Annotated in this window: 13 protein-coding genes; 9 read left to right on the top strand and 4 right to left on the bottom strand. The window is 44.3% G+C overall.

The features are described from left to right. Positions 1–100: 100 nt before the first annotated feature. A complete protein-coding gene (locus D1814_RS04655; protein WP_118490320.1) occupies positions 101–937 on the bottom strand; it encodes an ion transporter in 837 nt (278 codons plus the stop codon). 187 nt (positions 938–1,124) lie between these two features. Here D1814_RS04655 and D1814_RS19385 point away from each other — a divergent pair, with 187 nt between their 5' ends. Continuing rightward, positions 1,125–1,277: a hypothetical protein gene (locus D1814_RS19385; protein WP_162889818.1), complete on the top strand. Its 153-nt coding sequence runs from the start codon at positions 1,125–1,127 to the stop codon at positions 1,275–1,277. Positions 1,278–1,393: 116 nt separating this feature from the next. Here the strand turns inward: D1814_RS19385 and tolC are convergent, their stop codons facing one another. Next, positions 1,394–2,791: an outer membrane channel protein TolC gene (tolC, locus tag D1814_RS04650; RefSeq protein ID WP_118490319.1), complete on the bottom strand. Its 1,398-nt coding sequence runs from the start codon at positions 2,789–2,791 to the stop codon at positions 1,394–1,396. A gap of 296 nt (positions 2,792–3,087) precedes the next feature. On the opposite strand from tolC, the gene nudF reads away from it, so the two are divergent. From nudF to parE, 5 genes are all read left to right on the top strand, one after another. Further along, positions 3,088–3,714, top strand: coding sequence for an ADP-ribose diphosphatase (gene nudF, locus D1814_RS04645; RefSeq protein ID WP_118490318.1), 627 nt, complete (start codon positions 3,088–3,090; stop codon positions 3,712–3,714). Positions 3,715–3,755: 41 nt separating this feature from the next. Beyond that, positions 3,756–4,151: a DUF1249 domain-containing protein gene (locus D1814_RS04640; protein ID WP_162889853.1), complete on the top strand. Its 396-nt coding sequence runs from the start codon at positions 3,756–3,758 to the stop codon at positions 4,149–4,151. After that, positions 4,148–4,969: a metallophosphoesterase gene (locus D1814_RS04635; RefSeq protein ID WP_118490317.1), complete on the top strand. Its 822-nt coding sequence runs from the start codon at positions 4,148–4,150 to the stop codon at positions 4,967–4,969. Before D1814_RS04640 ends, D1814_RS04635 begins: the two co-directional genes overlap by 4 nt. A gap of 61 nt (positions 4,970–5,030) precedes the next feature. Then, the gene (locus D1814_RS04630; RefSeq protein ID WP_118490316.1) at positions 5,031–5,612 is read left to right on the top strand and encodes a YqiA/YcfP family alpha/beta fold hydrolase; all 582 of its coding nucleotides are present in this window, start codon (positions 5,031–5,033) and stop codon (positions 5,610–5,612) included. A 125-nt stretch (positions 5,613–5,737) separates the two neighbouring features. Next, positions 5,738–7,633, top strand: a complete 1,896-nt coding sequence (gene parE, locus D1814_RS04625; protein ID WP_118490315.1) for a DNA topoisomerase IV subunit B — start codon at positions 5,738–5,740, stop codon at positions 7,631–7,633. Positions 7,634–7,745: 112 nt separating this feature from the next. Here parE and D1814_RS04620 read toward each other — a convergent pair whose 3' ends face one another. After that, positions 7,746–8,420: a hypothetical protein gene (locus D1814_RS04620; RefSeq protein WP_118490314.1), complete on the bottom strand. Its 675-nt coding sequence runs from the start codon at positions 8,418–8,420 to the stop codon at positions 7,746–7,748. 214 nt (positions 8,421–8,634) lie between these two features. On the opposite strand from D1814_RS04620, the gene D1814_RS04615 reads away from it, so the two are divergent. Both D1814_RS04615 and D1814_RS04610 read left to right on the top strand, forming a co-directional pair. Beyond that, positions 8,635–9,339 (top strand): HAD family hydrolase, encoded by a 705-nt coding sequence (locus D1814_RS04615; protein ID WP_118490313.1) that lies wholly within the window; start codon positions 8,635–8,637, stop codon positions 9,337–9,339. Positions 9,340–9,510: 171 nt separating this feature from the next. Then, on the top strand, positions 9,511–10,806 hold the full coding sequence (locus D1814_RS04610; protein WP_118490312.1) for a hypothetical protein: 1,296 nt from the start codon (positions 9,511–9,513) through the stop codon (positions 10,804–10,806). A gap of 98 nt (positions 10,807–10,904) precedes the next feature. Here the strand turns inward: D1814_RS04610 and D1814_RS04605 are convergent, their stop codons facing one another. Next, on the bottom strand, positions 10,905–11,237 hold the full coding sequence (locus D1814_RS04605) for a hypothetical protein (RefSeq protein WP_118490311.1): 333 nt from the start codon (positions 11,235–11,237) through the stop codon (positions 10,905–10,907). 273 nt (positions 11,238–11,510) lie between these two features. On the opposite strand from D1814_RS04605, the gene D1814_RS04600 reads away from it, so the two are divergent. Next, entirely contained in the window at positions 11,511–11,702 is a 192-nt protein-coding gene (locus D1814_RS04600) for a hypothetical protein (RefSeq protein WP_118490310.1), read from the top strand.

The following is an 11,702-nucleotide window of genomic DNA, read 5'->3' as shown; positions in this document are numbered from 1 at the left end:
TAGTTAGCTTTCTTTAATAACAAAAACTGAAACGAAAGAAGGCCACTTTGTGTTGTGGCCTTCTTTTTATGTTTGCTAAGGCATCTGCCGCCTTAGTTACCTACGGTTTACTATTTTGTGACGCGACCTGCGCTTTTAGCTCTCGCAACTCTTTGAGAACATCATGCAATGTGGGCTCAATATTGCCTTGTGCGATTTGCTCTTCAAGTAAGGCTGCTTCTTTTTCTGCTCTTGCCTTCTCGTTTTCTCTTTCCATCACATTTACCACAATGCCAATGACCATGTTCAAGAACGCGAACGCAGTAAAGAAAATAAAGGTAAGGTAGAAAATCCAGCTTAGCGAGTAAACCTCCTGAGTCTCGTACATTACATCGGTCCAATCTTCGAAGGTCATAATTCTAAAGAGCGTTAGCATCGAGATAGTGATATCGCCCCACAACACGGGATTGATGGTTTCGAATAAAGTACTGCCTATAGCTGCGTAAATGTAGAAAATGATAAACATCAACAACATGACATAGCCTAGTTGGGGCAAAGCTTTCACTAGAGAAACGAGTAGTATTCGAAGCTCTGGGATAATTGAAATCATACGAAGTACGCGGAAGACCCGCACTAAACGCGCAATCAGCGCAAGTTCAGTGTCGTCTGCCGGGATCAGACTGATAACTACAATGAGGGTATCAAACCAGTTCCAGAAGCTTTTGAAAAAGTAACGCTTCTGCTTTTCAGCTAAAAAGCGAATGGTGATTTCAGTTAAAAAGAACGCGCTGATAAACCAGTCTAAAAACAACGTAATAGACGACATGCCGGTAGGTAGTTCGTAGGTCTTTGCTCCGACTAATAGCGCCGATATCACGATGACGCTGATAACAAAGGCTTCAAACCATTTATTTGCTCTTATGCGCTCAAATTTATTTTGTAGTTCAGAGGCTTGCATTTTTATTTATCACTCAAGAAAAAAACAATAAACCAAGAGGCTTGTCGTAAGCTTACCTGGCGTTATACTAAAGTCGTTGGTCGCACGCTTTATGCGCCAAAATGTAGGGTCAAAAAGGCGAATTTAAAGCCTTAAACCCGGCAGAAATAACATCACCAAAGGTAGAGAAAAGTTAAAGGGCATAATCATGGATGATGAGTTACAGCTGTTGCAAGAGAAATTACGCGTCGTTTCAACGCGTTTATCTAACTTTGTAATGACAAAGCAAAATGCTGAAGCCTTATGTGCTGAGTACCGGCAGCTGCTAGGTGCTTTACAAAAGTTTTCTTGCGGCAAATAAACATTCTTTTAAATAACAAAACACGGCTTATAAACACCCGACGCGTACAAAAAAGGGCAGCCAGTAGCCACCCTTTTTACGATGTATTCAATGCTTACCTAGCGATATAACAAAACCTATTTGTTGCTATTGCTCTCTACCGGCTTGAGACCGCGGTTTATTATGGCCACATCTTCACCTGTAAGGGTTCCCGCCGCTTGCTTAAGTGTAATAACCGACTGAATGAAGTCGTAGCGTGCACCAGCAAGATTACGACGGGCGTCAAACAAATTACGTGTGCTATCAAGTACATCGACGATAGTACGTGTACCTACATCAAACCCAGCTTCTGTTGCTTTAAGTGCGCTATCTGCTGACACAACAGACTGCTCAAGCGCGCGAATAGTCGAGATAGATGCTTTTACATTATTAAACGAGCTACGAACCGATTGTACAGTTTGTCGATACGTTTGCTCTGCGGCTTGGCTCGCAGCAACATAGTTGTACTTCGCCTGCGACGTTTGTGCGCTAACGCTACCGCCTTGGTAAATAGGCACGCTTAGTGTCACGCCAATAGACTGACTGTTTAAGTACGGCGTTTCATAACCAAACGGGGTCGTTGAGCCATCATCGTTAAGAATTTCAGCGTCTACATCGTCTTTAGAGCGACCATAGCTGCCTGACAAAGACAGAGTCGGTAGATGGCCAGAACGTGCAATGGCAATATCTTCTTTCGCCACATCCATAGCTAAACGGTCTACCAACAATGCTAAGTTTTTCTCTTGGGCAGTTTCTAGCCAGCTATCTACGGTTTCAGGTACCGGCATTGTGGCTGAGAAATTATCTTTATTAAGGCCGTAAAGACGGTCGTGATATTTACCTGTAATCACACGCAGCGCTTCAAGGGCAAATTCAAGTTCGTTTTTAGCCTGAATTTCTTGGGCAACTGTGCTGTCGTAGTTTGCTTGTGCTTCATGCACATCAGTAATAGCAGTTAAACCAACCTCGAAACGCTGACGGGTTTGCTCAAGTTGACGTTCAATCGCACGTTTTTCTGAGCCTACAAACTCTACGTTGTCACGGGCGCGCAATACGTCAAAGTAAGCCGTAACCGTACGTACAATAACGTCCTGCATGCTAGCTGCTAGCTGCGCATCGCTTTGCTCAGCAATTTTTTCAGCACGGTCTAAGCCCAACCAGTTAGCGTGGTCGTACAACGACATAGAAAGTGTTAACCCGTAGTCGATGGTGTCTACTTCTGTATCTGTCGTGAATACCTGAAGGCCATTGTCGCCCGCTGCCTGTTGAAAACGTTCTGAATCTGACATGGTGTAGCCCACAGAGCCAGAGATTTGCGGTAGCAGACTTGCACGGCTAATACTAATTCCTTCAAACGCAGCATCACGTTGCGCTTTCGCTTGGTTTACCAATGGATCGTTTGCCAGTGCTTGTTGATATACCTGCATTAGGTCATCGGCCAGTGCACCAGTTGTCATCGAAACACCGATAACCAGCGACAGAAGTGTTCGTTTCATGCTTACGTCTTCCTGTTGTGTTCAAGTTGCGTCGTCATTTATTCGTTAAGACGACTTATTAAAACCAAGTGTATGAAAATTCAACCACAAACCGAAAGTCCAAACTCGTAACAGTATTCGATTAACTGTAACAGAATATGTGATCTACCCACGCAATTTTTATAGTAATAGACGACTTGTAATATGAGTTTTCTGTTATTCGTACACACTCAATATCGCATTTTTCATGCGTATACATGGTTGGTGTGTAAATGTACTATGTATGATAAATCTATTTGAACCATAAGTGTCAGCAAATGAGCAAGGAATTCCTTTCATTTACCTCAAATGACGTCGAAATCACCGACATTAAGCCAGTGTATCGTGGTTTCTTTACCATGAATCAGTATCAATTTAAGCACAAGTGTTTTAATGGAGAATGGAGCGACACGGTTACACGCGAAATTTTTGAACGCGGTCATGCGGTAGGCGTTTTGCCCTATGACCCCATTCTCCAAGAATTCGTGCTAATTGAGCAGGTTAGAATTGGGGCGTTAGCCACATCTTCAAGCCCTTGGTTAATAGAAATTATTGCAGGCATGATAGATAAGGGTGAAACACCTGAAAATGTGTGCCATCGAGAATCAATGGAAGAGGCGGGTATAAAGTTACAAAACTTGACCAAGGCCCTAAGCTATCTATCTAGTCCAGGTGGTACTACGGAAAGATTACATATATTTATAGCAAAGACTGACGCAAGCTTGGCAAAAGGTATTCACGGGCTTGAAAGCGAGTCTGAAGATATCAAAGTGCATCGTGTAAAAGAGAATACCGCCCTTGAATGGCTGGAAAATGGCCATATAGACAACGCCGCAGCAGTAATTGCGCTACAATGGTTCTTTATGCATAAGACACAACTTCTGGAGCAATGGCAGACATCGTGATACAACGCAATCAACGAAAATACATCCCTCATCTGCCGTCAATGCAGGCGCTTTGCGAACTGAACTATGCTTATGTTCTTAAAATGCTACCTGACTGCGATACGGAAGACTTGAGTTATGAATTTTCCGTTGGTGTGGGGTTGGCCTATGAAATTAGGATAGTGGACTCTGCTCGCTACACCAGCACGTTGAGCATAAAACAAACCACTAAAGACATGCCTTCGTACCTAACGCCAAGTATGACGGTTCGCCTATATCATGATGCCCGCATGGCTGAGGTGATAAACAGTCAAAATACAGGGGCTCTTGAGCCTTCTTATGAATACCCTAATCTGAAAATGCGCCAGCGCAACGAAAAGCATATGGTAAATATCTTTTTAGCTGAGTGGTTAAACTTTTGCCTGCAACATTCAACAAACGTTACCTCCGAAGCGTGATATCACTAATACAGATAAGTGATTGCCACTTATTTAAGGACAAAGACAAGACCGGTTACGCGGGTATAGCGCCCTATCATTCATTGACGCGTGTACTTAGCGCGGTTCAACAGTACGTAGCAGATATTACTGACTCAAAAAATCAAATCGCTAATCAAGGAAATAACGGGCAAGAACAGAAAATGATAGTGCTGGTAACTGGAGACATCAGTGGCGATAACTCCCCCGAAAGCTATCAGCATTTTACCGCACTGATGGAGCAATATATTGAGTCAGAAAATATAGACTGGTTTGTTCTCGCTGGAAATCACGACAATAATCCACATTTCGAAAGCTACCTTGGCAGTCGTCACTTACAGAGCGCCAACCCGATAAGCTTTTCGAACTGGCAAATACACGGTATGGATACCCGAACTTCAGGCAATATGCACACAGCAGCGGGCGAGGTAAAAGAAAGCGATTTAATTGCATTAAAGCAATCGCTAGATGCATTACCGCACTTTAATCATCTTGTTGCGCTCCATCACCATATATTGCCTTCAAAAAGCTGGATGGATAAACATTTTTTGGCTAATGCACAGCACCTAGAATCGCTTATAAACGAAAACCCGCAAATAAAGGCGTTAATTCACGGACATATTCATTCGCCATTGCGCCAAGAAATAGGAACGAATAGCACGCCTTCTTACGGAAGCCCATCGACTTGCTGGCAGTGGCAAATGTGCGATGAATTTGGTGTAAGCGAAGAGGCACCTGGGTACCAGGTAATTAATCTAATGGATAATGGAACGATAGACGTTAACGTTACCGAGGTCTAGGTTTCAAATAGTCCAAAGCACAGAGAACAACACAGTAGAGAGCAACATAGTAGAGAACAGCATGCAGCACATCTTATATCTTCATGGCTTTTTGAGCTCCCCGAAGTCCATAAAGGCACAAGCCACTAAACAATATTTTGAGCAGCATCACTCAAACGTCACCTTACATATTCCTGAACTGTCTAATTTTCCTAGTAAAGTTGAAAGCCAGCTGCTTGAGCTTATTGATAGCACCCCAGCACTGCTTGAAAACGGGCTTAAACTGATTGGTAGCTCTATGGGCGGCTATCTCTCTACATTTTTACTTGAAAAGTTCGGTGGCAAAGCCGTATTAATAAATCCAGCGGTACGGCCTTATGAACTGTTGCAAAACTTCATAGGCACTCATGAGAACCCATATAGCAGAGAAAAATTTGAGATAGTAGAAAGCGATATGGGGGTTATAAAAGCCTTAGAGTCTGCTTCAATTAAACAGCCAACTAGTTACAAAGTGCTGCTTCAGACTGAAGATGAAACGCTAGATTATCGCTTGGCTGCAGAGAAGTACCAGCATAGTCATTTAGTTATTGAAGAAGGTGGAGATCACAGCTTTGTGGGTTATGAAAATCATTTGCCAGCTATCGCTGAGTTTTTGCTTAAATAAGCGCATTGCTAGTCTTTACTAGCCCTGCTAACATCAAATATACGCTGAGTGCTGTGATTACTGTAACTGACCATAGTAGTGCGTGCTTTCTTTCCTTATTGCTGGCTTAAATAACAACCATAACTATGTCAAATCAATACAATTCAGAAGCTATCGAGGTTTTAAACGGCCTTGACCCCGTAAAACGCCGTCCTGGTATGTATACCGACACCACCCGCCCAAATCATTTGGGGCAGGAGGTCATCGATAACAGTGTGGATGAAGCGCTTGCCGGGCATGCCTCTAACATCAAAGTTATTTTGCATGAAGACCAATCATTAGAGGTTATCGATGATGGTCGTGGTATGCCGGTAGATATTCACCCTGAAGAGGGAATATCTGGCGTAGAACTTATTTTGTGTAAGCTTCATGCAGGAGGTAAGTTTTCAAATAAAAACTACGCCTTCTCTGGTGGTCTTCACGGGGTGGGGATCTCGGTAGTTAATGCGCTTTCAACCCGTGTTGAGGTGACAATAAGACGGGACAGTAGCGTATACCAAATCGCCTTTGAAAACGGCGACAAAGTCGAAGACTTACAAGTAATCGATACCTGTGGTAAGCGCAATACAGGAACTCGCGTTCATTTTTGGCCCGACCCGCAATATTTCGATTCTGCAAAATTCTCGGTAAGTCGACTTGTGCATAATTTGCGTGCAAAAGCGGTGTTAAGCCCGGGTTTGCGCATTCGCTTTGACAACAAAATTACCAAAGAAAGCCAAGAGTGGTATTACGAAGATGGTCTGAAAGATTACCTTTATCAAGCGGTAGAAGAGTTCGAAACCTTACCGTCAGATACGCCATTTGTAGGCACATTCAGTGGCAATACGGAAGCGGCAGATTGGGCTGTAATGTGGTTGCCCGAAGGTGGAGATTTGGTAACAGAGAGCTACGTCAACCTTATCCCTACCGCGCAAGGTGGTACACACGTTAATGGGCTGCGCCAAGGCTTACTGGAGTCGATGCGCGAGTTTTGCGAATTTAGAAACTTAATGCCTCGTGGCGTTAAGCTATCGCCTGACGATATTTGGGACCGCTGCGCCTACATTCTTTCAACCAAAATGCAGGACCCTCAGTTCGCGGGTCAAACGAAAGAGCGTTTGTCTTCACGTCAGGCAAGTGCGTTTGTATCAGGTGTGGTGAAAGACGCATTCAGCCTTTGGTTAAACCAGCATACTGAAATAGCTGAAGCGCTGGCTGAAATGTGTATCAACAATGCACAGCGTCGTCTTCGACAGGTGAAAAAGGTCGCCCGTAAAAAGGTTACACAAGGCCCTGCACTCCCAGGCAAATTAACCGACTGCTCGTCACAAGATATTTCTTACTCTGAGTTGTTTTTAGTAGAGGGTGACTCGGCAGGCGGCTCGGCTAAACAAGCGCGAGATAGAGAGTTTCAAGCAATTATGCCTTTGCGCGGTAAAATCTTAAACAGCTGGGAAGTAGACTCGTCTCAGGTACTGGCATCACAGGAAATTCACGATATTTCTGTGGCGCTGGGTATAGATCCAGATTCAACAGACCTGTCTGGTTTACGCTATGGCAAAATTTGTATTCTTGCTGATGCTGACTCTGATGGACTACATATCGCGACCTTGTTATGTGCACTCTTCGTACGTCATTTTAGAACCTTAGTTGAACAGGGCCATGTGTATGTTGCCATGCCTCCGCTCTTTAGAATAGATATTGGCAAAGAAGTACATTACGCCCTAGATGAAGGTGAGAAGCAGGGGATCCTGGATCGTATTGAAGCAGAAAAGAAACGGGGGAAAGTGAACGTACAGCGCTTCAAAGGCTTGGGTGAAATGAACCCGCTACAGCTTCGCGAAACGACCATGGACCCGAACACCCGTCGCCTTGTTCAGCTGACTATTGAAGATGCTGAGGAGATGATGGAGCTAATGGACATGCTGCTTGCTAAGAAGCGTTCTGGCGACCGTAAAACCTGGCTTGAAAGCAAAGGCAATATGGCAGAAGTGGCGCTTTAACTTGCCGGTTTTGGGCTTGTTTATATAATTGTATTGATATCTCTGTTCAAACAAGTGACTGCTAAACAGGCAACCTCCTTGCTACACAAAACAAATAGAAAACGCCGAGAAATTATCCTGATACGGAAATTTCTCGGCGTTTTAGTTTGTGCATCTGCAATAAAATACTGCCACGCATTATAACACTGGTGCCGTTTAAGATGAGTAGCGGCCAGCTTTGGCTTAACGGCATTGTTAAGCCGAACATTAAGGTGCTAACGTCTTTAATCAAGATGTTCCGAAATAACGCAAACGACAGCGAGCCTACTTTTTGTCTGCGCTGCAACACAAGCCACTGATGCAGCGAACCTTGAAATAATATGACGGTGACTACCAGCATCAACGTATTTGCGCCAAGTTGCGCAAGCGTTGGGAAGGGGCGAAAAGCGATGGAAAGGGTACCGCCAACAAGCGCAAGCAGAGCAATAGCGGTAACGTAGCCTGAAATTGTATTTCGCCTGAGTTGCCATATTTTCCAAATTATTGTGAGCGTAAGAATGAGCGCGCCAAAACGCGTCCAAACTAAGTAATGGTTAAAAGGCTCTACCGAAATGCCGAATAGGAAAATAGAGAAAAACGCAAAATAGCTAGAGCCAAACTGGTTTAGCGACAGACTGTGGTTAGCGTCGCTCTGCTCGCTAGCGACAGATACTTGGTGGTGCGTCATAGCTTTAATTTGTGACCATAAGCCTAACCATGTCAGTAAAAAAAGCGCGGCACTGGCAAAGCCTAAAATGTGGTAAAGCACGCAGTTAGCTCCACGTAAACAATATTTAAACTGGTGAGAGGCTTCCAGTATACCACGTAGCAGTCCGCCTATGCTTACAGGAGTAAGGCGGGCGCTAAGAAATAACGGATAAAGACGGGATCTTAACGTGGAAGGAAATCGGTTTTTCGGTGCCGATAGCATTCTGTGTATTTTTCAACACCGAAATTTAGTTTTAATAGCAAGGAGGTTTATTTTGGCATTGCATTCAGCTTCTTCATCTACACGCCAGTTAGCGGTGAGCGATAACACCACAACGCTATTATTTGATCACGATGGTACCCTGATTGACTCAGAAACCGTACATTTTGACCTTTGGAAAGACATTTTATTGAAATATGATGTTGAGCTAAGCAAGGATTTTTATTGCGAAGTAATGGCGGGAATACCGGTAAAACAAAATGCGGTGGACTTAGTTGAGCATTTTAATATTGATATAGAACCGCAGTTACTGGCTGAACAGAAACACAAAAGCGTGAGTGACTACCTCGATAAGCAAGCTTTTCCTTTGATGCCATTTGTTAAGGAAACCATTACACAGTGTGCAGAAAATGGCTTTACCATTGGTATAGTGACCGGGGGAAGTAAAAAGGCGGTAGAAAAAACGTTATCTCAATATGAGTTGAGTGATTATATTTCCTGTGTGGTCGCCGTAGAAGACGTAGAAAACAGTAAGCCCGCCCCCGATTGTTATGTCCTCGCAATGGATAAGCTAGGTAAATCGTCCAGCGACTGTGTAGCCATTGAAGACACGCATACCGGCATGTCAGCGGCACTTGATGCACGGCTAGCTTGTATCGTAATACCGACAGACTTATCGCAGCATCACGATTTGTCCCGTGCTACCGTGCGTTACGGTAGTTTGAAAGAATGGAGCGATAGTGAGCTCAAGTCGCGTTAACTAATAAAGTTACATACGAACTACTTGTCATTCCACTTGTCACTGGTGGCGCGAAAATAGATAACGTAGTATAACCAGCACCTTAGCGCCTATTGTGTTTCGTTTCGTAACAAAGCATTTGGGCGCTAAGTTTTTTTGATTAGTTGTATTTACAGGTAAAGCTGATTTCTTATGATTTTGCGTAGCCTTAAGTGGCTTTTGATAACTATCGCCATTATCGTTGTTCTTCTCGTTGTAGGCGTGACGACGGTTACCGTTATGGCGGTACAAAAAGCGCCCCTAGTGGCATCGACAGCGCCGACGCAGCTCGATGGTGCTGACAGTGTTAACGAGCTACTCGGCCAGTTAAAACGGGCATTCTCACGCCGAGAAGAAGGTCACCAGGTAACGCTCACCGAAACCCAAGTCGAAAGCTTGGTGGGCGTGTTACAGCGGGCCTTACCTGAGTTTAAAGGCGTAGTAAACATCACCCCATTGGGAGGCACTGTTAATGTTACTTACGCCATTGATAATATGGGCTATTACATTAATGCCTCGGCATTAGTATTACCTGGTGATAGCTTGCGTATAGAACAAGTTCAAGTAGGTGACCTAACCATTCCAGGCCGCTTTTTACTCGACTTTTTAGAACGCACAGTAAACTCTTATACCCAATCAGAAATAGCAACCATTGCGTTATCGCGGGTTGAACGCGTGACCATGGGGCGCGGCGAGCTTACTCTTGATGTTGGGCGTTTAGATGAGCTGCTAAGCGAGTTAAACGTGGTGGCGTCGAACATGTCGGTCAGCGAACAGACCGAGCTTCAGCAGTTATCTGCGTACTATCTTCGTTATTTGTCTGGAAGAGAAATAGCCCTGTCGAACAAACCGGTATCTCTCATAGAATACTTACGCGAAGGGATGGCAAGGGCAAGAGAGCAAAGCAAAACACCTGATGATGCAGTATTGCACAATAACGCAGTAATCTTAGCCTTAGCAGTTTACGTGGGACATCATCGAGTTGGTACCTTGGTGGGCGACATTCAGCCGGACTCCGAAAAGGCATTAAAACCCCGCAGAGGTGCTGTGCTACATAAACGTAACGATTTGGCTCGTCACTTTATTATCTCTGCGGCATTAGAGCTAATGGCCGAACAAGGTATGTCCTTAGCAATTGGCGAGTTCAAAGAGCTAATGGACCGGGGCAATGGCGGCTCTGGCTATAGCTTTGTTGATTTGGCGGCTGATATGTCGGGCACAGAGTTCGCAAAAGTCGCCACTAATCCAAGTACAGCGCTGGATGTTCAAAACGCGATGGCACGTATTCAAAATGAACTTGAAATCATTCCCCCCATCGAAGGTCTGCCTGAAGGCTTGAGTAAGCAAACGTTCACTGAACAATATCAGCGAGTGGACAGTGAAGCCTACTTAAAAGAAGTAAAGGAAATTAAGCGTAGAATCAGCTTGCTGCCGCTTTACCAACAATAAGCGCTTAGGCGTGTAAGAGTGCGCCGAAAGTGAGACGCTAATCTATAAAAAAGCCCGCTGTTAAAGCGGGCTTTGTTTTACTCACTTGCCGTTCTACGCTACTTTTTAGCAAGAGACTGCTGAAACTGTGCAATGGTTACTAGAGCCAACTCTATTTTTTTAACCAATGGCGCTAGGGCTTGTTTGGCCGCATTATCATCCAGTTCCTTTAGCGATTGCCAGTCGTTTGCAATTTCTTGCACATAAGGCCCAAAACGCTTGGCGGATGTAGTAAAACCACTGTCGTCAGCAAACACGGCCGCAAACTTACCTTTTTGATTGCGCTGTAAGTTATCTAAAACTTGGTCGGCATCAACGGCTTTTCGGTGTAGCGTTTGAAGTGTTTCTTGAAGTTGTTGATGGACAGCTTGCATCTCTTGGCTCTGTTGCATGTTCACGCCTTTTGTTTCTAAAGTAATTCGGTGTACGTGTTACCTGTACACCTTAGTTTTAATAGTTTGTGTCGCACTTATTTGTGCAAATTGGTATCACGGTAAATAATGGTTAAAGTTTCGCCTTTCAAAGCCGATAACTTGTCGATAGTGTAAATTACATAACCTGCGATTCACTCAAAAATTTGCTGGTTACGTAATAATCAACACATCGTAAGGGTGGGCAATTCTGCCCATTTTTTTACTTTGCTACAAGCAACAAAGGAAAATGGTATGGATCTACAAGGTGCTAGTGCCTCTGGAGCGTCCGGTGCGTCACTTGAGTTGGCCTCTCTTAAGTTGGCAAAAAGCCAACAAGAGCAAGAGGGAAAAGCGTCGCTTCAGCTGCTGGAATCAGCCGCTGACGTACCAAAATCGTCATCCTCAAACCCCGCGTTAGGCGCCAACATCAATACCTACGCGTAA

This window comes from Alteromonas sp. BL110 (assembly GCF_003443615.1).
Lineage (GTDB): Bacteria > Pseudomonadota > Gammaproteobacteria > Enterobacterales > Alteromonadaceae > Alteromonas.
Note: the sequence above shows the minus strand (reverse complement) of the source record. Positions and strands in the feature narration are given on the sequence as shown.

What these genes read in the sequence shown, in the direction of transcription:
- D1814_RS04655 (WP_118490320.1), bottom strand. Translation starts at nt 937, where the DNA reads ATGCAAGCCTCTGAACTACAAAATAAATTTGAGCGCATAAGAGCAAAT.
- D1814_RS19385 (WP_162889818.1), top strand. Translation starts at nt 1,125, where the DNA reads ATGGATGATGAGTTACAGCTGTTGCAAGAGAAATTACGCGTCGTTTCA.
- tolC (WP_118490319.1), bottom strand. Translation starts at nt 2,791, where the DNA reads ATGAAACGAACACTTCTGTCGCTGGTTATCGGTGTTTCGATGACAACT.
- nudF (WP_118490318.1), top strand. Translation starts at nt 3,088, where the DNA reads ATGAGCAAGGAATTCCTTTCATTTACCTCAAATGACGTCGAAATCACC.
- D1814_RS04640 (WP_162889853.1), top strand. Translation starts at nt 3,756, where the DNA reads ATGCAGGCGCTTTGCGAACTGAACTATGCTTATGTTCTTAAAATGCTA.
- D1814_RS04630 (WP_118490316.1), top strand. Translation starts at nt 5,031, where the DNA reads ATGCAGCACATCTTATATCTTCATGGCTTTTTGAGCTCCCCGAAGTCC.
- parE (WP_118490315.1), top strand. Translation starts at nt 5,738, where the DNA reads ATGTCAAATCAATACAATTCAGAAGCTATCGAGGTTTTAAACGGCCTT.
- D1814_RS04610 (WP_118490312.1), top strand. Translation starts at nt 9,511, where the DNA reads ATGATTTTGCGTAGCCTTAAGTGGCTTTTGATAACTATCGCCATTATC.
- D1814_RS04605 (WP_118490311.1), bottom strand. Translation starts at nt 11,237, where the DNA reads ATGCAACAGAGCCAAGAGATGCAAGCTGTCCATCAACAACTTCAAGAA.
- D1814_RS04600 (WP_118490310.1), top strand. Translation starts at nt 11,511, where the DNA reads ATGGATCTACAAGGTGCTAGTGCCTCTGGAGCGTCCGGTGCGTCACTT.